Origin of the sequence: Erwinia sp. V90_4 (assembly GCF_029967685.1) — a bacterium.
In the GTDB taxonomy this organism is placed as follows: Bacteria; Pseudomonadota; Gammaproteobacteria; order Enterobacterales; family Enterobacteriaceae; genus Erwinia; species Erwinia aphidicola.
This window is the reverse complement of the sequence record NZ_JASCAQ010000077.1, coordinates 1-25083: the sequence shown is the minus strand read 5'-3', so window position 1 is coordinate 25083 and position 25083 is coordinate 1. Positions and strand designations below refer to the sequence as shown.

The window sequence follows — 25083 nt, the reverse complement described above, 5'->3', positions numbered from 1 at the left end:
CAGCAGGCCCACGGCCAGGGACGGCCGTGAGCCAGGCTACAGGGATGTATTCATGACGGTGCGGAAAGCAGCCCTCCCTCCTGAAACCTGCCACCTCTCATCCAGCGATAAAATTCAGAACAATTTTTTCTGGGGATCCCTCAGTGGTCGCCCCCTACATGCCCGGATCGCAGGGGCCGATCGTATTGTGATCGGCCCTTGTCATAATAGCGTTATACCTGAATTGCCGGCTCCATCAGACGCCTTGCCTGATACTGCTTCACCAGCCGTTTGATAATCAACGTCCCAATTAATCCGCACACTGCCGCAAACGTCAGCCAGACGCCCGGCATCGCTTTATCTCCCGTCACATGGATCAGATAGCTGCACACCGCCGGTGTAAAGCCGCCGAAGAGCGCTGTCGCCAGGCTATAGGCCAGCGAGAAACCGGTGGCACGCACCTCCGCCGGCATCACCTCCGCCAGATACACCACCATGGCGCCGTTATAGCTGCCGTACAGGAATGAGAGCCACAGCTCGGCTTCCAGCAGGTGGGCAAAGCTCGGTGAACCAACCAGCCAGTGCAGCACCGGCCAGGCGGTGATAATCATCAGGATAGTAAAGATCAGCAGCAGCGGACGGCGGCCATAGCGGTCAGATAGCGCCCCCATCACCGGCAGCCAGAACAGGTTGGAAATACCAATGCACAGGGTGACAAAGAAGCTCTCTTTATCGCTCATCATCAGCACCGTTTTGCCAAAGGTCGGGGTGAATGCGGTGATCATATAGAACATCACCGTAGTGGTGACCACCATCAGCATGCCCGCCAGCACCAGCGCCCAGTTGCGGCCAACCGAACGGACAATCTGCCCCATGCTCGGGTGATGTTTACGCTGGCTGAAGGCTTCGGTCTCTTCCAGCATGCGACGGATCCAGAACAGGAACGGCACGATCAGGCAGCCAATCACAAATGGAATACGCCAGCCCCAGTCGGTAACGGCTTCTTTTGCCAGCAGATGATTGAGCAGCAGGCCGAGCAGCGCGGCGAAGATCACCGCAATCTGCTGGCTACCGGACTGCCAGCTGACGTAGAAGCCTTTCTTGCCCTTGGGCGCGATCTCAGAGAGATAAACGGAAACCCCGCCAAGCTCGACCCCGGCCGAGAAGCCCTGCAGCAGTCGGCCCAGCAGGATCAGCACCGGCGCCGCCATGCCCAGCGTGGCATAGCCGGGCACCACCGCAATGGTCAGCGTACCGATCGCCATCAGTCCCAGCGTCAGCAGCAGCCCTTTACGGCGGCCGTGGCGGTCAATATAAGAGCCGAGGATAATCGCCCCCAGCGGCCGCATCAGGAAGCCGGCGCCAAAGGTCATCAGCGTCAGCATCAGTGAGGCAAACGGGTCATCCCCGGGGAAAAAGGTTTTTGCGATGGCGGTAGCATAGTAGCCAAACACCATAAAGTCGTACATTTCGAGGAAGTTACCGCTGGTAACGTTGAAGATAGTTCTGGCACCGCCCTGCCGCGATGTCCCTGTCATTGAGTTGCTCATGTTACTTCCTGTGGGTTTTTTCCTCGTTTTTAGCCTGCCGGGGCGGGTTTTAATGTGACGGCGATCACCGTTACTGGCTTACAAAATGTTCACATTAGTAACCAATAATTAACAGTGGTAGTTTTGGTTAAAATTTGCACATTATTTGCGTCGATATTATTCGCCTGAGGTGGGCTGTTCATATTTAGTTATATTTTATTGCATTTAACTTTTGCCATTTTTTCCTCTGAAATCAGTTCGATACTCGATATTAATGTTTCCCTCGTCGACAGCCGATGAACGTGGACTACGCTTAACCCCGATCGAAACGAAATGAATTTATCGCCAAGCGGAGGAACCATGGCAGACCAATACGAAATGCAGAATCCTCTCACGCAATATCCAGCGGAAGACTTCCCCAAGCAGCGCCAGCCTGCGCCCGGCGTGCAGGCTGAGATGCGGCCGGTGCCGGACTGCGGCGAAAAAAGCTATCGCGGCAGCGGCCGTTTGCAGGGGCGTAAAGCGCTGGTGACCGGTGCCGACTCCGGCATTGGCCGCGCGGCAGCCATTGCCTATGCCCGCGAAGGCGCGGACGTGGCGCTCTCCTACCTGCCTGATGAGCAGCGCGATGCCGAAGAAGTGGCAAAACTGATTGAGCAGGCCGGGCAAAAAGCGGTGCTGCTGCCGGGTGATATCAGCAATGAAGCGTTCAGCAAGAAGCTGGTGGAAGATGCGCGCGAGCATTTAGGCGGCCTGGATATTCTGGCGCTGGTGGCCGGTAAGCAGGTGGCGGTAGAAAACATTGCTGACCTGACTACCGAGCAGTTCCGTAAAACCTACGAGACCAACGTGTTTTCGCTCTACTGGATCACCCAGGCAGCGATCCCGCATCTGCCCGCGGGTAGCAGCATTATCACCACCTCGTCGATTCAGGCCTATCAGCCCAGCGCACACCTGCTCGACTATGCGTCGACCAAAGCGGCTATCCTGGCTTACACCCGCGGCCTGGCGAAGCAGATTGCTGAGAAAGGCATCCGCGTGAACTGCGTGGCACCGGGTCCTATCTGGACGGCGCTGCAGATTGCGGGCGGTCAGACGCAGGATAAGATCCCGGAATTCGGCCAGCAGACGCCGATGAAACGTGCCGGACAGCCTGCAGAACTGGCGCCGGTGTACGTTTATCTGGCGTCGCAGGAGTCAAGCTACGTGACCGCTGAAGTACATGGCGTCACCGGTGGTAATCACCTGGGTTAGAACGACAAGTCCACCGTAATGGTATCGCTGTAGCTCCCCGCTACCGGCGTTGCCTGGCTGGTCAGCACCTGAGCATTATAGTTAAAGGTGCGGGTCAGCCCGTCGGTGCTGACGCTGTTAGCCGCCGTGCTCTGCATGCGTTCTGCAGTCACGGTTCCCCCCCAACGGCTGGCAGTGCCCGACCCTTTATAAATCTCATAGGCCAGCAGGTTCGTCCCGCTGGCCATGTAGCGCTGCGCTCCCACCGCATGGATCCCGTTGTTCATCCCCACGCTGTAGGTACTGCCCTTGGTGCAGATCACGTTGATCGACTGGCTGACGCCGGTAAAGCTGCTGACCAGCGGGGCGCTGCCGAAGTTCACCGCAGGCGAAGTAATGGTGGTGCAATCGTTGGCAATGGCGATGGTCGCGGTCAGCGGCAGGGTCGTGGTGCCGCTGTTTTGCGAACCGAGCAGGCACAGGCCGCCAATGCCTACCCCGGTGCAGACGTTGTACACCACCTGCACGTTGAGCGTCACGGTGTAGGTGCCGGCCGCCACTACGGCGCCGGGCACGGTGCGCAGGAAGAACGGCAGGCTGAACACCACCTGGTTGCCGGTGCCGATACTCAGCCCCAGCAGCTGGCTGCGGCTGTAGGTGACGAGGGTGCCACCAATGCCCAATTCCGTGGCGCAGGCGGAGTCGGTACACAGCTGCACCGGGATGGTATCGCTCAGGCGCAGCGTGCCCCGATTGCCAGTGGAGCTGGTGGCGCTGACTAACTGCACGGTGACGCTGTCCGATGACAGCAGCGCCAGCACCCCGGTGCCGCAGTTGATGGTGCCGGGCGCAGAAACCGTGCTGGCCGTCGTATTGACGGTAAACGAGCTGACACCGCCAAAGGCCGCGCTGACCGGCGCGGTGGTACAGGCCGCCAGGGCTGGAAGCGAACCGCCCATCAGCAGGATAAAACTACACAGCAGCAACAGTTTTTTCATCGGGTATTTCCTGTCGGTAACGGGGAGAGCACACAGGTGAGCGGGCCGTAAGTGGTAAGGGATTTTGGCCGCCCGCCCGGCACCGTCAGTTCGGTATCGCAGTGGCGTCCGTCCGGGGTTTCGGCGCGGAGGGGGTTATGCTCAGACAGATTCTCCATCCAGGTGATGCCGTCCCAGCCAACGTATCCGCTCTGCTGACCCTCGCGGCTAATAACGGTTGAGACCGGCAGCGGCTCGCCGTTGCTGTCATGCAGGATCACGCTGGCGGCGCGCAGCGGCTCAATCGGGAAGTGCAGCAGATAACCGCTCTGGCGCTTCACCGAGAAGCGCTGCTCGACGCTGCTGGCCGCCATGTCGGCAGGCAGGTCAAGCGTGTCGATATCGTATTTCGCCGGGTAGTATGAGCTGATGGCCGGAACCAGCAGGTAGCCGTCGCTATTCGTTTTTCCCATCAGCTGGTTTTCATAGCGCACGTTGACGTTCGGGTAGTCGGTTTTCACCAGCACGAAGGCGTCCGTCACCTGATTTGCGGCAAATACGCTGTTATCCATCAGCACCAGCGAACCGGAGAGATCGGCAAATTCCGTGCTGTAATTATCATCGCCATAGAAGCCCGCCGAGGTTTCAAACTGCTGATTACGCCAGCGCAGATTGCCCTGACGATAGCTGCCGCCGCTGCTCTGATTCGCCCAGGAGGCATCGTAAGCGATCCCGCCATCGGTTGGCATCGCGCGCGAAACGGAGAGCCGTTCAGCGGTGCCGCCCTGCCGATCGCGCTCCATGCTGATGCTGGCATTGCTCAGATCGCTGAACGGGATCATCAGCGAAACGGCACCGGACCAGTTCCCCTCCTGCTGGTCGCGACTGGCGGAAAGGTACAGGCTGGTATTGCCCCACAGGTTTTTGCTCCAGGAGAGGTTGAGCAGGCGGGTGCGATCGCCGCTGCCGCTGGTGATATCAATCAGCGCCGCGCCGAGGCTGCCGTAGCGATCGAGCGCCACGCTGGCATTGTATTGCGCGCTGCTGCGGCTCAGCGTATAGGTCTCTGCCGTTGCCACCCCGCTTTCACGGTCGCCATACAGTGCAAGGTTACCAAAGCCGGTGGTACGGCGGGTTTGCTGCATTCCCACGCTGAAGCGGCTGGTGTTGTACTGGTAGCCCCAGCTGTACTGACGGCCGCTGTCGCCCTGCATCTGGCTCTGGGTGACGGCACCGTTCACCACCCCCCAGGCTCCCATTTTGAGCTGCACGCCCGCCCCGCCAAGCGCCAGCGACTGCGCCGCCTCGGCATGGGTCTCCAGCGTCAGCCAGTCGGCGATCCCGTAGCGATAAGAGCCGCTGCCGGCGGCAGAGCCGTAGTCGAAGTTCTTCAGCCCGTAGTTCTGGCGCAGCGCCCCGGCGGAAAAGGAAAAGTCAGACAGGCCGCTTTTCAGTAGATCGCTGGCCACGTAAAACGGCAGGGTGGTGCTGACCCGCCGCCCCTGGGCATCGGTGGTCACCACCACCGCATTACCGGCCCCGTTGACAAACGGCATATTGGTCAGCGAGTAAGGGCCGGGCTGTACCGAGTTACTGCTGGTCTTATAGCCGTTGACGAACAGATCAACGGTCGAGGGTACCGCCGCCTGGCCGGAAAATGAGGGGAGGGGATAAGTGACCAGGTCAGGGCGTACCGAGAAGTCACGCGCAATCTGAATACCGCCGAGGCGCACGCTGCTGCTCCACGCCAGCGAATCGGTGATTAAATCCCCCACGCGCCAGCTCAGTGCCCGCTCTTCATCCTGATTCGCCCACCAGGTGTCGTAGCGCAGATAGCCATCCTGCAGGTAGCCGCTGTCACCCGTCAGCTGCTGCTGAACCACCCCGTTGCTGGAGAACTGGCCAGCATTCCCGAACAGGCGCAGTTCGTTCCATGCAGACATGCGGGTACCGCCGTCGGTGGTCTGGCTGGCGTAAACATCGTAGTTAAACAGCAGGCCGTTGCTGCTGCGACCGGGATAGCGCGGGCCGTTGTGCGCGGCACCCCCAAAGCTCTGCTTTGGCAGCCATTCGGACGGCACCGTCAGCAGAATGCGTTGCCGCTGGCGATCGTACTCCGCCTGCACCTGATCCATAGCGGAAACATCGATAATCGAGGCGGTGATGCGCGCAGTCGGAATACCCGCCCGCTGCAGGTCGGCGGCGCGCAGCAGATAGTGGCCGTTTTGAAACTGCACCGGCACCACCTGGTCCCTCTCCTCGCCATTGACCACCAGCCCCAGCATATAATTTTGCTGCTGCTGGCTGGCAGCGGCGCTTGGCGGGGGCGGCAGCGAGCGATAGGTTTCCGCGCTGCCGGTCAGCGGTGACAGGCAGCTTAGCAGGCCAGTAACGGCCAGTGTGCAGTGCCGGCCCGGCACCCGACGGCGTCTGCTCATCGACTATGGTGCTGAGCGGGTACTACGCCAACTCTGTTTATGCTCCAGCTCGGCACTCAGCTCAGCCCCGCCGGAAACCGGCACGCTGAGCGGGAATGTGTTGCTGGCATCGGCCAGCACATAGCCGAACAGGCTGCTGGAGAGGCTGCGACCGCCGAGCGAGACGTTGCTGAGGCGGGCATGCCCGCTGCCACGATTGGTGATCTCCAGCGCCTGCTTGCCGCCCTGATTCACCAGGCGCCAGCTCAGCTGCGGGCGCGCGCGCTCCGGCGTCAGCCCGTCGCCATAGACAAAGAGCGGCACCGAATAGCGCATCTGGAAATTTAGCCCGGCCTGATTATCACCCGCCTGCTGCGGGGTCGGGATCTCATCCAGCAGTACGCGGTAGGCGGCCTCTTTGCCACCCGCTGGCGGCGTCTGCTTAATCAGGCGCACCATCTGGCGCTTGCCTGGCTCAATCCTCACCAGCGGCGGGCTGGCCAGCACCTGCTGCTGAGTCTGGTACTGCTCCTGGCCATTGATCTGCTGCCAGCTGAACACCCTGACCTGCATCAGCGTGGTGCTCTCGCCCCGGTTCTCCAGCCACAGTTCGCTGGCTTTCTCCTGCGGCGCGATCTTCGGGTCGATCGGCCAAATCAGCACGGAATTCCCGGCGCTGGCAGTAGGGGACACAACACCCAGTAACAGTGTCAGCAGCGGCCCTGTAAGCGCGAATTTGGTCATCACTTCTCCTTTTTTCCCTGCTGTTACCAGCTCAACGTGACCGTCAGCGTATCGCTGTAGGTCCCGGCGCGGTTGACGCCGCTCAGCTGAAGCTGCCCGTAGATTGGCAGCGTAATGTTGTTCGCATTGCTGTAAGTCAGTGCCACGTTCTGATTCACCGGGATCGCCGTGGTATGGCTGGCGTTGGTGTAGAGGTTGTACGCCACCAGGTTGCTATTGTTAGCCACCTTCAGATTGCGGGTGGTGGTGTAATTACTGCCGCCGTCGATGCTCATGCTGAGCGTGGTTCCCGGCGTGCAGGCCAGGGCAATGGTTGAGCTCTGCACGTAGGCAGCATTCGCCGTGGCGCTCCCCACGCCGGGCTGCGTACCGAAATCGAGCGTGCCAAACACGCCGGTATTGGTGCCGGAGACCACGCAGCCGTTAACGATCGAAGCGGTAACCTGGAAGGTTTGCGTGGGCAATGACACTGCGCAACCGCTGTAAACCAGCAGCACGAGAATGAGCGGACGCGCGTCGCCCGCCAGTCCTTGAACCAGCTTCCACACCATCTCTTCCCTTGCTGCCGCAATCAGTAATTCACTGCGACGTTAATCGTGTCCGTGTAGGTACCTGCCGGAATAGCGGCGTTATAGCCACCGCCAGCAATCCGACCATAAATCGGATAGTTGTCCCCGTTGACCGGGTCGGCAGTGCCGGTATTGGTCAGGTTGGTGTTGTTAGCAATCGGCGTGGTGTAAGAGGTGGTGCCATACAGCGTGTAAGCGACACCCTGGGTGGCATTGGTGGCGCTGACCAGATAGCGCGGCTGCGCCGTGACCGTCCCGTACACGGTGGCGGGGGCGGCGTTGCTGCTGGTGAGCTGGACGTTGTAGGTTTGCCCGGTGGTGCAGCGAACGAAGATGCCGTTACCCAGTGAACCGACCAGGGTGGCATTCAGCGTATCAAACGTCGCCGCGCTGCTACCAAAGTCGAGGGTACCAAAGTTGACGGCGGAGGTGGCGGATTGACCGTTCACCAGGCAGCCGGTGGTTAATACCAGTCTGGCCGCGATAGTCCCTGTCGTGGTGGCGGCGAATCCCGAACTGACGACGCCAAAGCTCAGGCCGCAGCCCAGCAGAAAAAGCTTCATTTTCATAACCATTCCTTACTGATTAGAGAGATGAACGTGCTTTTTCGCCTGGTGGAATATTGACGTTAGCAGGGCTAAGCGCAACGGGATAAATAATAAAAACCCTTTAGTGGGTAAAATATAACGCAAGGAACAATCTGTTATTTGAATGAATAAGTTAACACAAGTTTCTCTTACTATAGATCAGGCTGAGAGAGCCTGTGAAGCGAAACGGAAAATATTATTTATGTGTCTGACGCTTTAGAGTGAGGCGCTGGCAGCCCGCGCGGGTACTGGGCTGGTAAAATTTTCAAGAATAATCCTAAGAGAGTCTAGGTGAATGACTGGCCTCAATGCTATGTTCTCAGCAGCAGAGCGGAGTTTTACTAAACGATATAAATTATAGGGATATATCAGATTACGCCTTAACCGCACTTCTTCAGTTTTTCTCTTTCCAGGGCAGTACTAAAGACCCGGGTGTTTATGCCGATAAATTAAGCATCAGCCTGGCCATTAATTTAATGGCCCCGGGTAACTTACACACAAAGTCAAAAATGGCTACAGCAGTCGGGATTGTCATATGCTCATGAGTTCGTACGATCAATTACTGGTTATCGTCTCTTTTATTGTTGCGTTTCTCGCCTCCTATACCGCGCTGGATATGGCGGGACGCGTGGCAACTTCAACGGGCAAGGTGGCGCTGGTCTGGCTGTTCGGTGGCGGCTTCGCCATGGGCGTAGGGATCTGGTCAATGCACTTTATCGGCATGCTGGCGATGAGCCTGCCGATGGTGATGAGCTATAGCGCCAGCCTGACGGTGTTGTCGATGGTGATCGCCGTGGCCGCATCGATTTTTGCGCTGTGGATCGTCTGCTACGGTGAGCTGCCGTGGTACCGGCTGTGCGGCGGGGCGATTGTGATGGGCAGCGGCGTGGTAGCGATGCACTATACCGGCATGGCGGCGCTGATGGTAAACCCGGGGATTGTCTGGGACTGGCGCTGGATCTGGCTGTCGGTAGCGATCGCACTGGGTGCCTCCGGCGCCGCGCTGTGGCTGGCATTCCATCTGCGCCGGGGCACCGGCAGACTGGCGCTGATGCGCAGCGGCGCGGCATTAATTATGGGGATTGCTATCGCCGGGATGCACTACACCGGCATGGCGGCGGCCAGCTTCCCGGCCAGCAGTCATGCCACCCATCTTGGCGTGAACAGCAGCTGGCTGGCGATCCTGGTGGTGGTGGTGACGCTGGCTATTCTCGGCATTACGCTGCTGGTGTCGATGCTGGATGCGCGCCTGCAGGCCCGCACCTCGGTGCTGGCGTCTTCGCTGGCGGAAGCCAACCGCGAACTGGCGCAGCTGGCGCTGCACGACAACCTGACCCGCCTGCCAAACCGCATTCTGTTGGAGGATCGCCTCGACCAGGCGATCAATAAAGCTTCACGCGAGAACTCCAAATTCGCCCTGATGTTTATGGATCTCGACGGCTTTAAAGCGGTCAATGACGCCTTTGGCCACCATATTGGCGACAGCCTGCTCATCGCCGTGACCGAACGGATGAAAGAGATCGTGCAGGGGCATCACACCCTGGCGCGCCTCGGCGGCGATGAATTTGTGCTGCTGATTGAAATTGAAGATCCCAACGATGCCGCTACCGTGGCGGATGCGTTGGTGAAAGCCGTGGAGCGGCCGTTTGATATTTCCCGCTATGAGCTGGTGGTATCGCTCAGTATTGGTATCGCAGTATTTCCGGGCGACGGCATAGATGAGCGTGAGCTGATGTTTAACGCCGATGCCGCGATGTATCACACCAAAAACAACGGACGCAACGGTCACAGCTTTTTCCAGCCATCGATGAACACCATCGCACAGAACCAGCTCCAGCTGATCAATGACCTGTGGCTGGCAAAGGATAACAACGAACTGCGTCTGTTTTATCAACCGAAGTTCTGTGCGCCACGCGGGCCGATTATTGGCTTTGAAGCGCTGCTGCGCTGGCAGCATCCACGTCGTGGCCTGCTGGCGCCAGACGTCTTCCTGCCGCTGGCAGAGAAAACCGGGCTGATCGTTACCATGGGCAACTGGGTCATTGATGAGGCCTGTCGCCAGCTGCGCGAGTGGCATCTGCAGGGTAATACCGACTGGTCGGTGGCCGTCAACCTCTCCGCCCTGCAGTTCGAGCAGGCAGGGCTGGTGGAAACGGTGGTCAATGCGCTGGAAACGCACCGCATCCCGCCGGAATTGCTGACTCTGGAAGTCACGGAAACCACCGCCATGCGCGACCCGGATGAGAGCGTGCGCATTCTGACCGAGCTGACCGAGCTGGGGGTGAAAGCCTCCATTGACGACTTCGGCACCGGCTACTCCAGCCTGCTATACCTTAAACGCCTGCCGGCCAGTGAGTTGAAAATTGACCGCGCCTTTGTCAATGAGCTGCAGGCGCAGACGGAAGATGCCACCATCGTCACCGCCATTGTTGCCCTGGCACAGACCCTGAATCTGAAAGTGGTTGCCGAAGGGGTGGAAACCGCCGAGCAGCAGGAGTTCCTGACCGGGTTGGGCTGTAACACTCTGCAAGGATACCTACTGGGGCGCCCTGTTCCGCCGGATCAAGTGCCGGATCTCAAACATTTTGTCGAGAGCGAAGGGGTCGAAGCACCGGTGGCCAACGCCCCAAAGCTGAGCGTAGTGGCACCGCTCTCTGACGCCGTGTAGCGATTATGGGGTATAATAGTTTCCCATTCGCTTAAAATGGCCTGTAACAGTCGTGGCAAAATATGAACAGCTGGTTGAGCAAATCAGCCAGCAAATCGAGACGGAAATCTGGCTGCCCGGGGAAAAATTGCCCTCGCTGCGTGAGCAGGTGAACCTCAGCGGCATGAGCCTGATGACCGTGATGCATGCTTACCAGGTGCTGGAAAGTCAGGGGCGCATCCAGTCGCGCCCGCAGTCGGGCTATTATGTTGCCCCACGCGCTGAATTCCTGCGCCAGCCGATGAGCCACCAGAAAGTGCAGCTGGCCGAGTCGGTGGATATCAACGCCTTTATTTTCGATGTGTTACAAGCCTGCCGCGACCCGGATATCATCCCCTTCGGTTCCGCGTTTCCCGATCCTGAGCTGTTTCCCCAGCGCCAGCTGATGCGTGCATTGACCACCGTCTCCCACAGCATGAAAGCGGTAGATGCCCTGCATAACCTGCCGCCCGGTAATGAAGCGCTGCGCAAAATGCTGGCGCAGCGCTATGCCCTGCAGGGGATACAGGTTTCGCCGGATGAGATCGTCATCACCAATGGCGCGATGGAAGCACTCAATCTCAGCCTGCAGGCAGTGACCGAACCGGGCGACTGGGTGGCGATTGAAAACCCGTCATTTTACGGTGCGCTGCAGGCTATAGAACGCCTGAAGCTGAAAAGCGTGGCGATTGCCACCGATCCGCAAAACGGGATCGACCTGGACGAGCTGAGCCGCGCGCTTCAGCGCTGGCCGATCAAAGCGCTGTGGATGATGACCAGCCAGCAGAACCCGGTGGGCTGCACGCTGAGCCGCGAGAAGAAACAGCAACTGGTTGAACTGCTGGCGCAGTACAACGTGGTGCTGATTGAGGATGATGTCTACAGCGAACTCTATAGCGGGCGTGAAAAGCCGCTGCCGGCCAAGGCCTTTGATCGACAAAATAACGTGCTGCACTGCTCGTCGTTTTCGAAGAATCTGGTGGCTGGATTTCGCGTTGGCTGGGTGGCGGCTGGCCAGCACGCGCAGCGTATTCAGCGCTTACAGCTGATGAGCACGCTCTCCACCAGTGCGCCCATGCAGCAGGCGCTCGCCACCTATCTTGGCACCCACAGCTATGACCGCCATCTGCGCGGGCTGCGCCAGATACTGGAACAGCGCAAAAACCTGGCGCGCCAGGCGCTGAAACGCTATCTGCCAGCGGGGGCGCAGATTAATGATTCGCGCGGCGGCTACTTCCTGTGGATAGAGCTGCCAAAGCAGGTCAACACCACCGAACTCTATTATCGCGCGCTGCAGCAGAAGATCAGCATCGCGCCGGGGAAGATGTTCTCCTCCAGCGAACAGTACGCCAACTATTTCCGTTTCAACACGGCCTGGTGGAATGCGTCGCAGGAAGCAGCAGTCCAAACCCTCGGCGAACTGATCGCCGATCTGTTGTAGGGGTCAGGCATGCCTGACCGGAAGGCATCAGCGGTCACGGCATGCCACGCCCCGAAGTGATTTTCGTGATTTAAACCGCTGCCGCGCTTTGATGGCCCCAGGTCAGGTGGAATACGTCGTAAAAGTCGACTTCACCCTTCAGGGATAGCAGCTTATTAATCCCCTGTTTCACCTTATCCGGCACGTTTTCGCTGTGCAGGATATCGCTCACCGCCTGGTCAGACAGAGTACGCACGTAATACCATTCACCGTTGTAGCAGACGCGCAGGTCAAGCGCGTCGATATCTTCAAAGCGGTACTTCGGATTCACATCCATCAGCATCAGGCCGCTCATCAGCAGGATAAAAATGGTCGCGCCCCAGAAGGCGGGCCAGCCGAGAAAATCGGTGGTAAAAATCAGCGCCACGGTCAGCACGTAGCAGCCATACATTGAGGCCCACAGGCCGGGATGCTTTTTCAAAAACTGAAAGCTGAAGCGCGGCTTGTTATCACGCTGCTCTGCACTGTTCAAACTGTCGATCTCGCGCAGCAGTATCTGTTTTACTTCTTCCATCATGTACCTCAGGGTAAAAGTCCTGGCAGAGTGCAATTAAAACATCTCTTAACCCATAGCAGCAGACACAGTTTACTGCTATTAAGCTATAACAGTTGGCTGGTTATAATGTAGCCTGCTGGCTGATTTGCGTGTAGAATCCTGGCCCCGCAGCATCAGGACTACGGATGATGGAACAATGGGTTATAACATGATGTTTAAAAAGATCTTTATCCTTACCTTTTTCACACTCGCCATGGTTTGGGCTGTACCCGCGAGTGCCTACGACTGCACGCGTATAAAAGGGACTGCCGACCAGACGGTATGCAGCAGCCCGCAACTGTTGTGGCTCGACAGTGTTTATAACGAGGATTTTTACACTCAGGTGAAGCAGGACCCGCAGCATGCTCAGCAACTGATTGCCCCCATGCACCATGCACCTGATGCCTGCAGCAGCGAGGGCTGCCTGCGCGGAGCCTACCTGTATATGCTGGGGGTCCTGCACGGCACCGGCCAGGATTTTGACTGGCAGGGGACCTGGTGGAACGCATCGGCCGCTCATGGCAATAGTGGAAAATTGCTGATCGGTAAACTCTCCGGCTGGGAGTTTCGCATGGATGCCAGCGTTCAGGCGGGCGTCTATGAGAGCGCGTTACGCGGCGATGTGCGCCTCTATTCCGGGGTAGGATTCACCGATAGCATTGCCTGGGGCGGCGATTGTACCGTTGTGCTGATCCCCCTACACGATGGCAAAATCAAGGTGCGCAGCGACAGCAAGAACAGCTGCAAGCTGCTGATGCCGGGAGGAATGACCATCGATGGCGATTATGTGAAAAGTGACCACGATCCGCGCCCGTCCGCCACGTTACTGAGCCTTGGCATCCTGCCCGACCAGCAGACCGATGAGAAATTTCGTCAGCTGGTCGGTAAGGATTATCAGAAGTACGTTGATACCGCCACCGCCTTTAATCACGAAAAGGACCTCGACGACCTGGGTGCCAGAGTGGTGACGATGTGGATGAAAGGTCGGGCTGACCGTCAGGCGGCGATGATCATGACCACCCCGCAGGGGAAAATCTGGGCGCTACGCGTCGCTCCTGAAGCGGGCAACAAGGTCAGCCAGCACTATGTCACCACCGAGCAGGACAAAAAAACGCTGCCTAATACACTGGCAAACTGGCAGGCGCGTTTTAACCTGCCGTAACGTTTAAAATCTGTCCTGATGGGAAGACAATCAGGCGGCGGTCGCTGAAGCGCAGGTCGTTAAACTGCACCCGGTTTTGCCCACCGGGGCCGAGAATACTCTTGATGATCCGCGCTTCGCCCGTATCAGCATAGTAGAGGGGCTGATAGATGAACGACATACCCTCAGGACCGCTGGCCAGCTGCTGCAAATTGACCTTAATCATAAACTGGCTGTCATCCGGGCTGGTGAGCATCAGAGTGGTTTTACCCTCATGCAGCGCGAAGTGCGGATCGTACAGCTCACGCTGGCGCGACAGCAGGTCGTAATAACCCAGCTGCACATCTTCCCGGTTTAGCGCTGGCACAAATTCAACGCTGCTGCTGCCCTGCAGGGGCTTCATCAGCAGCGCGCCCAGCAGTAGCGCTGCGCTGACCAGCAGTAAACTAATTGACGCAGTTCGCCATTTCATTAAATTTTCTCTCAGTTTCCCGGTAGATCAGCGCGCTCAGCACATTGCTGTTGGTACGCCAGTTCAGTACTTTCATCGCCAGCTGTTTTTGCCCGCAGGCGTTTTTAAGCGTCAGCGTGTAATTTAGCGACGTGCCGTCAAAGGCATACACCACGTCCATGGTCACATCCTGATTTTTCAGATGTTGATTCAGCATAAACAGGGTGGGACCAAGCTGCTTGTTCAGCTCAATGCCGGCGGAAGGCTCCCCTCTGGTTACCAGCTCCTGCAAACGAATGTTGCTGTAAACCGTCGCGTCATTCCTCTTTAACTGCTGTGCCGGCGGCGTAACGTACGGCCAGACAATCCATGCCAGAATCACCAGCAGCACGAGCGCCTGCAACGGTACCAGCCAGCGCCAGAAGGATGCCGGATCGCGGGCGACCACAGCTGGCTGGTTGTCCAGCAGCTGGCCGTCGGTGGCGGGGGCTTCAGGGGCGATGCTTTGCGTGGGTAGCCGGTTGAAAAAGGGGTTCTCTTCAACGTCATCCAGTTCAGGTACCGGCACGAACTGACAATATTCCTTTTCGAGGATGTAGCCCTTTTTAGGAATGGTTTTAATAATCTTTTGCTGTTTACCGTCATCTTCCAGCGCCACGCGCAGGGCATGAATCGCATTAGGTAAACTGTTATTGCCAATCACGCGCCTTTCCCATACCAGCTGATTCAGCTCATCGCGTGACAGTATTTCTCCGGCGTGCTCTGCCAGCACCTGCAGCAGCCTGATCTGAAATTCACCCAGACGTCGTTGCTCACCCGTATTTTTGTGGGTAAGCGTCCCGACCGAGAAGTCGACATACCAGTGATGGATAATACAATAAGGAGTCATAGTGATCTTGTATCAGAGTTGTCCATGTGACCGCCGGATAAAGCATCCTGGATATTATCATGGCCAGGGTCTTTATTATGCGAGGGCAAAATCCATATTAACTGATAATTCGATATTTCTGGAAATATCAGTAAATGAGCGTTTGTAAAAACTAATTGCCAGTGATGATGATTGTTAATAGTGATAGTGTCACTGAGCAATATTTAATTTTATCACAGGCAGTGGTAAAAAAGTGAAAGTTATTGTGCGGGTATGACAACAGCATGAATTTGACTTATGTTCAATTAAATTAATGTGTTATGTGATCTCTCGCGTGCAGGAAACATTGCAAGCTGGCTAAACGGTGCCACACTTAATTTAACAATCATTCAACACCGTTTTTGAAGCCACAGGAGCCTGTTATGCTGTCTGACTCTCGCAGTGTGATGTTGCTGATGTCGTTTGCTGCCGGAACTTTTGCTGCGGGCGCATCCACCAACCCGCGACATCTGATGCTGTCGCAACCTTCCCAGGGCGTCCCCAATAATCCTTTGCCGCTGATCATTTATCCGCAGGTCATTCCTGATGAAACCGACGAGGATATGAGCGCGTGGTTTAAAGCCGAGTTTGCCGCGCACGGCTGGCCGGTCAGCTGGCAAGCGCCGGTTTTCCCCTATACCCATTACCACCCAAACACCCATGAACTGCTGGGGATTACCTGCGGCTGGGCCGAGATCCTGTTTGGCGGCGAGAGCGGAAGAATGGTCACGGTGTACGCAGGGGATGCGGTGCTGATCCCGGCCGGGGTAGGGCACCAGCAGATCGCCGCCAGCGATGATTTCCTCGCGGTGGGGGCGTATCCCCCTGGCGTTGTACCGCGGACGCTGCGTGACGAGCAGGCCTTAATGGAACAGTCTATGCTTGAAATAAAACGCGTGGCGATGCCGCAAGCCGACCCGATCACCGGTGGGGTAGGCGCACTGACCGAAGTCTGGCACCCGCTGGCCGCACAATAGTTTCACTCCTCTTTAGCGCAGCGGGCTGCACTTTATTGGTGCAGTCTGCCGCCGCGTTTCGCTTCCCCCGTTGCCAGGAAAAGCTTTCGCCTGTTGTCGGTCCGCATGCCATGCGGCTCAGGACGCCACGCCTGACTCTGGCACACTTTGTGCAGATCTCATGACAGGTTCACAGACAGCGGTAGGGAAATCATGAATCAAAGCTATGAAATAGCGTCACACTTTTATGATGAAATGTTGCTGAGCGATGGACACTATCGTCGGCACTACCGGGAATACTGGCAATGGCTACAGCAGGCCGACCAGCAGGCGATTGCGCGCAAGCGCGAAGAGGCGGAACTGCTGTTTCACCGCCTTGGGATCACCTTTAACGTTTATGGTGAAGACGGCGGAGCCGAACGGCTGATCCCCTTCGACAGCGTTCCGCGCATTATTCCGGCCAGCGAATGGGCGATGCTGGATAAAGGCATCCGCCAGCGCGTGCAGGCCCTGAACGCCTTTCTGCATGATATCTATCACCAGCAGCACATCCTCAAAGCGGGCCTGATTCCCGCCGAGCAGGTGCTGGTCAACGATCAGTATCAGCCCTGCATGCAGGGCATCAACCTGCACCGCGACCTGTATGCCCACATTATCGGCGTCGATATGGTGCGCAACAACGACGGCGAATATTACGTGCTGGAAGATAACCTGCGCACCCCGTCCGGCGTCTCCTACATGCTGGAGAACCGCAAGATGATGATGCGCCTCTACCCGGAGCTGTTCGCCGACCAGCGTATTGCCCCGGTTGAGCGCTACCCGTCGCTGCTGCTGCAAACCCTGCGGGAAAGCTCCCCGGTTAACGACCCGGTGGTGGTGGTTTTAACCCCCGGACGCTTTAACAGCGCTTATTTTGAACACAGCTTCCTTGCCCAGCAGATGGGGGTGGAACTGGTCGAGAGTGCCGATCTGTTTGTTAAAGATGGCGCAGTACTGATGCGTACCACCGCCGGGCCGTGCAAAATCGATGTGATTTATCGCCGCGTCGACGATGCCTTCCTCGACCCGCTGGCGTTCCGCCCGGACTCGATGCTTGGCGTGCCGGGCCTGCTGTCGGTGTACCGTTCCGGCAACGTGGTGCTGGCAAATGCTATCGGCACCGGGGTGGCGGACGACAAGTCGATCTACCCTTACGTGCCGGAGATGATCCGCTACTACCTTAACGAAGATCCGATCCTCAACAATGTGCCGACCTGGCAATGCCGCCGCCCGGAGGATCTGTCGTGGGTGCTGGCAAACCTTGAGCAGCTGGTGGTGAAAGAGGTCCACGGTGCCGGCGGCTACGGCATGCTGATCGGCCCCGTTGCCAGTAAACAGCAGTTGGAGGATTTCCGCGCGCTGCTGAAAGCCAAACCGCAGAACTATATTGCACAGAATACGCTGGCGCTCTCTACCTGCCCGACCTTTGTTGAACAGGGGCTGGCCCCGCGCCATATTGACCTGCGTCCGTTTGCCCTCAGCGGCGCCGATATTCGGCTGGTGCCCGGTGGGCTGACCCGCGTGGCGCTGAACGAAGGCTCGCTGGTGGTTAACTCCTCGCAGGGCGGTGGGACCAAGGACACCTGGGTTCTGGAGGATGACGCATGCTAAGCCGCACGGCCAGTGGCCTGTACTGGATGGCGCGCTATTTAGAGCGCGCGGAAAATATTGCCAGGGTGCTCGACGTCACCAACCGGCTCTCCCTGATGCCGGTGCGCGGCAGCCACAACAATGAGCTGCGCGTCCCGCTGAACCTCACCAACACCAGTGACCTGTACTGGTCAGTCAACGATCGGCTGGCGATGCCGGAGCTGTTCAACTTTTTTGCCCTCGACGAGCGCAATCCCGGCAGCATCTATAACTGCTGGCAGGCGGCGTGGAATAACGCGCATGCGGTGCGCGGCAGCCTCTCATCGGAAGTGTGGGAGAGCATCAACTCCAGCTGGATCGAACTGCGCAATCTGCGGCGCAACGGCGTTAGCAACGGTGGGGCGGATGCCTTCTTCGACTGGGTGAAAGAGCGCTCACACCTGTTCCGGGGCGCCATGTTCGGCACCCTGATGCGCGGCGATGCGATGAGCTTTATTCGCCTCGGCACGCTGCTGGAGCGCGCCGACTGTACCGCCAGGCTGCTCGACGTCTACCAGCATCTGACCGATGAAGATGACGACACGGTGCGTGAGTACTACCGGCTGGATACCCTGCTGCGCTCGGTCTCGGCGCGCGAGGCTTACCACACTATCTACAAACAGCAGATGGCGGCGGATAACGTCAATGAGATGTTGATCCTGCGCGAAGAGAGCCCGCGATCGCTGCGATCCTGCGTCGAAGAGATCGCGAATCAGCTCAATCTGATCGGCAGCAGCGGTGAAGATCGTCCGCGTTACCTGCTCACGGTGCTGCATGCGCAGCTGCGCTTTAGTAGCTGGGAATCTCTGATGACGGACGGGCTGCACGCCTGGCTGCAACGTTTTCTGGCAGAGCTGGCGGCGATTGCCGACAGCATTCACCAAACCTATCTGGAGGCGAAATAACATGAAGCTGAATATTGAGCATAAAACCTGTTTCAGCTACCAGAGTCTGGTGCGCCAGAGCACGCAGTATCTGCGCCTGACGCCGCAGGACTCTGTCCATCAGCACATTATCTCGTGGGATCTCTTCCTGCCGGAGCAGGCGATCTGCACCACCGATGCCTGGGGCAATGTGATGCACGTACTGACGCTTGACCGCCCGCATCAGGAGATAGAGATCGCCGCGCGCGGCGTGGTCGATATTCTTGATGAAGAGGACAGCTCGCCAGACCCGGACTGCGTGCTGTCGCCGCTGGTGTTCCTGCGTATCACGCCGCTGACGCAGCCTGATATGGCTATCCGCGATTTCGCCCGCCGCTATTACCGTGAAGAAGCGCCGCTCGCCAGCCTCGAACGCCTGATGGGCGAGCTGCTGCTGAAGATGCCGTATCAGCCCGGCAGCACGCTGGTGACCGATACCGCCGCCAAAGTTTTTGCCGCCGGAAGTGGCGTTTGTCAGGACCACAGTCACGTATTTTTAGCCTGCTGTCGCAGTCTGCACATCCCCGCTCGTTATGTTAGCGGCTATCTGTATACTGAAAATGTGGAACATGTGGCGACCCATGCATGGGTGGAAGTGTGGCTCGACGGCAGCTGGCACAGTTTCGATATTACCAATAATACCCGCAGCACCCGGCAGCATCTGAAGCTGGCTGTCGGTGTGGATTATCTTGATGCCTGTCCGGTGCGCGGCATGCGCCTGGGCGGCGGCAGTGAAGATATGCAGGCCGTGGCTGCGGTACAACTGGTGTTCTCGCAGCAGTAATTTTGAACGGGCAAACTATGACCTACTGTGTGGCAATGCGCTTATCGTCAGGGATGATTTTCGTTTCCGACTCCCGGACCAATGCGGGCGTGGATCATATCTCCTCGTTCCGTAAGCTCCATGTTTTTCAGCAGGATGACGAGCGTACGCTGGTTCTGCAAAGCGCTGGCAACCTCGCCACCACCCAGAGCGCGCTGAGCCTGCTGCGGCGCGGCTGTGAAGATGGTAAACAGCCTAACCTGATGAGCTGCACCAATATGTACGATGTGGCACTGCTGGTCGGGGACACGCTGCGTACGGTGATCAAACGTGACGGCGAGGAGTTTGGCGGTACGCTGATGCTGGGCGGGCAGATTAAGGGTGAAGAGCCGCGGCTGTTCCAGATCTATCCGCAGGGCAACTTCATTGAAGCCAGTACCGATACGCCCTATTTCCAGATAGGCGAAAGCAAATACGGCAAGCCGATTATCGACCGGGTGCTGCGCTATGACACCGCGCTGGACCAGGCGATGCAGTGCGCGCTGATTTCGATGGATTCGACGCTGGCGAGTAATATCTCCGTCGGCCTGCCGCTGGATGTGATGGTCTATCCCACCGACAGCTTCAGCAGCATGCAGCAGTACCACATCACCGAAAAGCACCCCTATTTTTCTCAGATCCGCCAGCTGTGGAGCAGCGGATTGCTCAGCGTTTTTTCGCAGCTGCCGCCGTTACGGCTTGACGAATAATCCGGGCTGGGCATGCCCAGCCCCTACAATCGGCCAAGCCGTTTTACCGTTATCTCCCACTGCCTCCCTGCTTTGCGCCATCGGTAAATTTACAGAATATTGCAGCTGTCATTTCACTGACACATCATCGTCATCCGGGCTGGTTAGTGTGCGGCTAAAACACCCGGAGATAAGCCTGTGTTTACTGTTGAAAGTGTTTTAGACGACCTCAGCCCTGGCCATCAGACGCCATCGTGGCAGAAAAGCCTGCTGCGTCGCCTGCTGCGTGAAAAAGAGTTCCAGCAGTTCAATCAGCGAAATCGCCACCTGAAAGGGCTGGACATGGTGGAGCAGGTGCTGGAATACCTCGACGTCAGCTGTGAGCTGAGCGAGCGCGACCTGGAGCAAATCCCCAGTCACGGACCGGTGGTGATCGTCGCTAATCATCCGCTCGGTACCCTGGATGGCCTGGCGCTGCTGCACGCGGTGTCGCAGGTGCGGCGCGATGTGAAAATCGTCACTAACCGTCTGCTGAACTGTCTCGCATCCCTCAGCAGCCTGATGGTGCTGGTGGACAATATGGGCAACCGCACCAGCCGCCAGCAGGTCGAACAGATGCAGGAGCAGCTGGAAAGCCAGGGCGTGCTGATCTTCTTCCCGGCGGGGGAAGTGTCGCGCTTCGGCAGCAAGGGGGTAAAAGACAGCCCGTGGAGCCACGGCTTCCTGCGCATCGCCGCCCGCTACCGCGCACCGATCGTGCCGATCCACGTCAGCGGCCGCAACAGCGCGCTTTTCTACCTCACGTCAAAAATTTACCAGCCGCTGTCGATGCTGCTGCTGGTACGCGAGATGTTCGTTAATCGCGGTGCGCGGTTAAAGCTCAAGGTGGGCAAGCGCATTCCCTTCGCCAGCTGGCACGATGGCCGTACCCCGGCGAAAGCGCTGGCGGCGCGCTTCCGGCGTCATCTCTACCGTATTGCGCAGGGCAAGTCTGCCCTGTTCCAGACCGAAGCGGCGATAGCGCGTGCGGAAGATCGGGCGGTGCTGAAACGCGCGCTGGCCGGATGTGAAGTGCTCGGCCAGCTGCCGGACGGCAAGATGATTTACCTTTATCGCCGCCACGGCGAAGACTATGTCCCGATCCTGCGCGAGCTGGGGCGGCTGCGGGAAATTGCCTTTCGCGCGGTGGGCGAGGGCAGCGGCACGCGGCGCGATCTTGACGATTACGACGACGATTATTACCACCTGATCCTGTGGGATGCAGAGGCGCTGGACATCGTCGGGGCCTATCGCTTTATCCCGACCGCCGAGCAGTTCGAGCGCAAAGGCTTTGAGGGGATCTACAGCCACAGCCTGTTTCATTATGACCACCAGATGAACCCCGTTCTGATGCAGGGGATCGAGCTGGGGCGCAGCTTTATTCAGCCGGCCTACTGGGGCAAACGCGGCCTCGACTATCTGTGGATGGGCATTGGTGCTTACCTGGCGAAATATCCGCAATATCGTTATCTGTTTGGCCCGGTGTCAATTTCCGGCGGTCTGCCGCTGGCAGCGCGCGACCTGCTGGTGGCATTCTATCGCCTCTACTTCGCGCCTGCGCTGCCGCTGGCTACCTCACGCCGCCCGTACCCGGCATCATTGCCGGACGTGCTGGCGCAGTTCAGCGGTGATGATTATGTTGAGGATCTCAAACGCCTGAAGCGCCTGCTGAGCAACCTCGGCACTGGCATCCCGCCGCTGTATAAGCAGTATTCCGAGCTGTGTGAAACCGGCGGGGTTCAGTTTATCGACTTCGGCAGCGACCCGGACTTTAACCACTGTATTGATGGGCTGGTGCTGGTGGACCTCACCCGCTTAAAAGAGAGCCGCTACCAGCGCTATATCGCGGTGCATCAGGGTTAGCAGCAAGGTTCAACGTGTAGGGGTTGACCCGCTTTTCCGGTCAACCCGTCCCGCAGCATGCCCGTTTCTGTGACACTCCTCTGAAATAAATTTTTTTATCCTACTGAATTAAATCATCTTTATTTGAACGTTACCTCTCGGTTAACGGTCAGGCTTTGCGCGTAATTGTTGCAGAGCCTCCGCAGGCGCAGACTTGTAGCCAGACTGAAGCACCCCGTAATGGGTGCGCTCACAGGAGGTTACCGCATGATATCCACCCCCTCTCCCCGCGTCTGGGATACGCGCCGCCGTGAAAAACAGCGCCGTATCGCCAGCCTCGGGCTGAATCACAAAGTCCTGCCCACCGACGATCTTATCCCTATGCTGGAAAAACTTATCGCGCCCGGCGATCGCGTGGTGCTGGAGGGTAATAACCAGAAGCAGGCGGATTTTCTCTCCCGCTCACTGGCCGAGGTTAACCCACAGAAAATCCATGACCTGCATATGATTATGCCGAGCGTGGGCCGCAGCGAACATCTTGATATCTTTGAAAAAGGTATTGCCCGCAAGCTCGACTTCTCATTCTCCGGCACGCAAAGCCTGCGCATTTCCCAGCTGCTGGAAGATGGCCTGTTAGAGATCGGCGCGATCCACACCTACATCGAACTCTACTCGCGGCTGTATGTCGATCTCGCGCCTAACGTGGCGCTGATCGCCGGATTCAAAGCCGACCGTAAGGGCAATTTGTATACCGGGCCGAGCACCGAAGACACTCCGGCACTGGTCGAGGCCGCCGCCTTCCATGACGGCATCGTCATAGCCCAGGTCAACGAACTGGTGGATGACGAATGCGACCTGCCGCGTGTCGATATTCCGGGGTCGTGGATCGACTTCGTGGTGGTGGCCGACAGGCCATTCTTTATTGAACCGCTGTTTACCCGCGATCCGCGCCTGATTAAGCAGGAACACGTGCTGATGGCGATGCTGGCGATCAAAGGAATCTATGCCGAGCATCAGGTGCAGTCGCTTAATCACGGTATCGGCTTTAACACCGCCGCCATTGAGCTGCTGCTGCCAACCTACGGCGAGCAGCTGGGGCTGAAGGGCAAGATCTGCCGTCACTGGACGCTAAACCCACACCCTACGCTGATCCCGGCGATCGAGAGTGGCTGGGTGGAAAGCGTGCACTGCTTCGGCGGCGAGCTGGGGATGGAAAACTACGTCGCCGCCCGCCCGGATGTGTTCTTCACCGGTGCCGATGGCTCGATGCGCTCTAATCGTGCTTTCTGCCAGATGGCCGGCCAGTACGCGGCGGATATGTTTATTGGCTCCACGTTGCAGATTGATGGGCTGGCTAACTCCTCGACGGTGACCAAAGGCCGCCTTTCCGGCTTTGGCGGCGCGCCCAATATGGGGCACGATCCGCACGGCCGCCGTCATGCCACGGCTGCCTGGCTGGCGATGATCAATGAACCCGACCCGCTGGCACGCGGCCGCAAGCTGGTGGTGCAGATGGTGGAAACCTTCCAGGCGGGGGCAAAACCGACCTTTGTCGAGAAGCTGGAAGCGGTGGATGTGGCGAAAGCCTCCGGCATGCCGCTGGCTCCGGTGATGATTTACGGCGACGACGTTACCCACGTGCTGACCGAAGAGGGCATTGCCTACCTCTATCGCGCCAAAACGCTGGAGGAGCGGCGGGCGATGGTGGCCGCGGTCGCGGGCATCACCGATATCGGCCTCGGCGCCGACGCGAAGCGCGTCGCGCAGCTCAGGCGCGAGGGCAAAGTGGCCTTCCCGGAAGATCTTGGCATTCGTCGCACGGATGCCAGCCGGTCGCTGCTGGCGGCGGGCAGCGTCGCCGATCTGGTTGAATGGTCCGGCGGCCTCTATCAGCCACCGGCAAAATTCAGGAGCTGGTAATGAACCTGCAGCGGCAGCTCGCCGCCTCCCCGGCTGAACATTTTGCGCAACGGCTGGCCGACCTGGCCAGCGCCTGCCTGCTGGATGAAGCCCGGCTGACGCCTAAACCCGGCCTGGTGGACCAGCGCGGCAGCGGCGCACATCGTGACCTGACGTTGGCGCTGATGGAGCGCTCGGCCTTAAGCCTCCGCCCGACGTTTTATGCGCTGGCGCTGCACAGCTGGCAGCGCCCGGCGGATATTGCCCTGCGTCAGCGCGTCGGGCTGCTGGGGCGCGCAGGGGAAGCGCAGATGATGCAGGAAACGGGCGGGGTGAATACCCATCGCGGAGCGATCTGGGCGCTGGGACTGCTGGTCAGCGCGGCGGCGATGTGCGGCGGCATGGGGGATGTTCAGCAGATCGTCACCTGCGCCGCCGCACTGGCGCAGCTGCCGGATGATGCCGCACCGAAGCAGTTCAGCAAAGGGCAGCGTGCCAGCGCCCGCTATCAGGTACCGGGCGCGCGGGAAGAGGCGCAGCGCGGATTCCCGCACGTGATCCATCTTGCGCTGCCGCAGCTGTGGCACAGCCGCCAGCAGGGGGCCGATGACAGCGCAGCGCAGCTGGATGCCCTGATGGCGATCATGACCTCCCTGAGCGACACCTGCGTGCTGTCGCGTGCCGGGATGAACGGCCTGACGGCGATGCAGCAGGGCGCCCGTGCGGTGCTGGCAGCGGGGGGAAGCCATCAACCCGCCGGAAGGCAGGCGCTGGCGCAGCTGGATGCAAAAATGCTGGCGCTGAATGCCTCACCCGGAGGAGCGGCCGACCTGCTGTCCGCCGCACTGTTTCTTGACCGTATTAATAGCGAGGGTCGGGCATGCCCGACCCCTACGAATACCCCGTAGGGGCCAGGCATGCCCACCCCCACGAATACCCCGTAGGGGCCAGGCATGCCCACCCCCACGAATACCTCGTAGGGGCCAGGCATGCCCACCCCCACGAATACCCCGTAGGGGCCAGGCATGCC

21 protein-coding genes are annotated in these 25083 nt (G+C 58.6%); 12 read left to right on the top strand and 9 right to left on the bottom strand.

What is annotated here, in order from left to right; all coding sequences use genetic code 11:
• Nucleotides 1–212 precede the first annotated feature (212 nt).
• Complete coding sequence (locus QLG07_RS24015; protein WP_048914606.1) at nt 213–1529, bottom strand: MFS transporter; 1317 nt, start codon at nt 1527–1529, stop codon at nt 213–215.
• A 339-nt stretch (nt 1530–1868) separates the two neighbouring features.
• Here QLG07_RS24015 and QLG07_RS24010 point away from each other — a divergent pair, with 339 nt between their 5' ends.
• Nucleotides 1869–2762 carry an SDR family oxidoreductase gene (locus tag QLG07_RS24010; protein WP_048914607.1) on the top strand — a complete coding sequence of 298 codons (894 nt, stop codon included), beginning with the start codon at nt 1869–1871 and terminating at the stop codon, nt 2760–2762.
• Here the strand turns inward: QLG07_RS24010 and QLG07_RS24005 are convergent.
• The 5 genes from QLG07_RS24005 to QLG07_RS23985 are packed head-to-tail and all read right to left on the bottom strand — an operon-like array spanning nt 2759 to nt 8017.
• Nucleotides 2759–3739: a spore coat U domain-containing protein gene (locus tag QLG07_RS24005; protein WP_282470299.1), complete on the bottom strand. Its 981-nt coding sequence runs from the start codon at nt 3737–3739 to the stop codon at nt 2759–2761. The two genes, QLG07_RS24010 and QLG07_RS24005, sit on opposite strands and share 4 nt — an antisense overlap.
• Complete coding sequence (locus QLG07_RS24000) at nt 3736–6156, bottom strand: fimbria/pilus outer membrane usher protein (RefSeq protein WP_282470298.1); 2421 nt, start codon at nt 6154–6156, stop codon at nt 3736–3738. The genes QLG07_RS24005 and QLG07_RS24000 overlap by 4 nt, the downstream gene beginning before the upstream one ends.
• 3 nt (nt 6157–6159) lie before the next feature.
• Complete coding sequence (locus QLG07_RS23995) at nt 6160–6879, bottom strand: molecular chaperone (RefSeq protein WP_282470297.1); 720 nt, start codon at nt 6877–6879, stop codon at nt 6160–6162.
• Between the two features lie 23 nt (nt 6880–6902).
• Nucleotides 6903–7430 (bottom strand): spore coat U domain-containing protein, encoded by a 528-nt coding sequence (locus QLG07_RS23990; protein ID WP_048914610.1) that lies wholly within the window; start codon nt 7428–7430, stop codon nt 6903–6905.
• A gap of 20 nt (nt 7431–7450) precedes the next feature.
• Nucleotides 7451–8017: a spore coat protein U domain-containing protein gene (locus tag QLG07_RS23985; RefSeq protein WP_048914611.1), complete on the bottom strand. Its 567-nt coding sequence runs from the start codon at nt 8015–8017 to the stop codon at nt 7451–7453.
• Nucleotides 8018–8570: 553 nt separating this feature from the next.
• On the opposite strand from QLG07_RS23985, the gene QLG07_RS23980 reads away from it, so the two are divergent.
• The gene (locus QLG07_RS23980; protein WP_282470296.1) at nt 8571–10703 is read left to right on the top strand and encodes a bifunctional diguanylate cyclase/phosphodiesterase; all 2133 of its coding nucleotides are present in this window, start codon (nt 8571–8573) and stop codon (nt 10701–10703) included.
• 52 nt (nt 10704–10755) lie between these two features.
• The gene (locus QLG07_RS23975; protein WP_282470295.1) at nt 10756–12162 is read left to right on the top strand and encodes a PLP-dependent aminotransferase family protein; all 1407 of its coding nucleotides are present in this window, start codon (nt 10756–10758) and stop codon (nt 12160–12162) included.
• 70 nt (nt 12163–12232) lie between these two features.
• On the opposite strand, the gene QLG07_RS23970 is transcribed toward QLG07_RS23975, so the two are convergent.
• On the bottom strand, nt 12233–12715 hold the full coding sequence (locus QLG07_RS23970) for a YlaC family protein (RefSeq protein ID WP_282470300.1): 483 nt from the start codon (nt 12713–12715) through the stop codon (nt 12233–12235).
• 190 nt (nt 12716–12905) lie between these two features.
• Here QLG07_RS23970 and QLG07_RS23965 point away from each other — a divergent pair, with 190 nt between their 5' ends.
• Nucleotides 12906–13898, top strand: coding sequence for a hypothetical protein (locus QLG07_RS23965; RefSeq protein ID WP_282470294.1), 993 nt, complete (start codon nt 12906–12908; stop codon nt 13896–13898).
• On the opposite strand, the gene QLG07_RS23960 is transcribed toward QLG07_RS23965, so the two are convergent.
• Both QLG07_RS23960 and QLG07_RS23955 read right to left on the bottom strand, forming a co-directional pair.
• Nucleotides 13885–14349, bottom strand: coding sequence for a hypothetical protein (locus QLG07_RS23960; protein WP_282470293.1), 465 nt, complete (start codon nt 14347–14349; stop codon nt 13885–13887). The genes QLG07_RS23965 and QLG07_RS23960 overlap by 14 nt on opposite strands.
• Nucleotides 14324–15217: a transcriptional regulator gene (locus tag QLG07_RS23955; protein ID WP_282470292.1), complete on the bottom strand. Its 894-nt coding sequence runs from the start codon at nt 15215–15217 to the stop codon at nt 14324–14326. The genes QLG07_RS23960 and QLG07_RS23955 overlap by 26 nt, the downstream gene beginning before the upstream one ends.
• Before the next feature lie 401 nt (nt 15218–15618).
• Here QLG07_RS23955 and QLG07_RS23950 point away from each other — a divergent pair, with 401 nt between their 5' ends.
• The 8 genes from QLG07_RS23950 to QLG07_RS23915 all read left to right on the top strand — a co-directional run bounded on the left by QLG07_RS23950 (nt 15619) and on the right by QLG07_RS23915 (nt 24961).
• Complete coding sequence (locus tag QLG07_RS23950; RefSeq protein ID WP_048914619.1) at nt 15619–16212, top strand: hypothetical protein; 594 nt, start codon at nt 15619–15621, stop codon at nt 16210–16212.
• Between the two features lie 192 nt (nt 16213–16404).
• Entirely contained in the window at nt 16405–17841 is a 1437-nt protein-coding gene (locus tag QLG07_RS23945) for a circularly permuted type 2 ATP-grasp protein (RefSeq protein WP_062818076.1), read from the top strand.
• Nucleotides 17835–18764 (top strand): alpha-E domain-containing protein, encoded by a 930-nt coding sequence (locus QLG07_RS23940; RefSeq protein ID WP_282470291.1) that lies wholly within the window; start codon nt 17835–17837, stop codon nt 18762–18764. Before QLG07_RS23945 ends, QLG07_RS23940 begins: the two co-directional genes overlap by 7 nt.
• Nucleotide 18765: 1 nt before the next feature.
• Nucleotides 18766–19566 (top strand): transglutaminase family protein, encoded by an 801-nt coding sequence (locus QLG07_RS23935; RefSeq protein WP_048914622.1) that lies wholly within the window; start codon nt 18766–18768, stop codon nt 19564–19566.
• Between the two features lie 17 nt (nt 19567–19583).
• Nucleotides 19584–20294 (top strand): proteasome-type protease, encoded by a 711-nt coding sequence (locus tag QLG07_RS23930; protein WP_099753690.1) that lies wholly within the window; start codon nt 19584–19586, stop codon nt 20292–20294.
• 177 nt (nt 20295–20471) lie between these two features.
• Nucleotides 20472–22175, top strand: a complete 1704-nt coding sequence (locus QLG07_RS23925) for a GNAT family N-acyltransferase (protein WP_282470290.1) — start codon at nt 20472–20474, stop codon at nt 22173–22175.
• Between the two features lie 246 nt (nt 22176–22421).
• The gene (gene mdcA, locus QLG07_RS23920; protein ID WP_048914625.1) at nt 22422–24074 is read left to right on the top strand and encodes a malonate decarboxylase subunit alpha; all 1653 of its coding nucleotides are present in this window, start codon (nt 22422–22424) and stop codon (nt 24072–24074) included.
• Nucleotides 24074–24961 (top strand): triphosphoribosyl-dephospho-CoA synthase, encoded by an 888-nt coding sequence (locus tag QLG07_RS23915; protein ID WP_187496977.1) that lies wholly within the window; start codon nt 24074–24076, stop codon nt 24959–24961. The genes mdcA and QLG07_RS23915 overlap by 1 nt, the downstream gene beginning before the upstream one ends.
• Nucleotides 24962–25083: the final 122 nt, after the last annotated feature.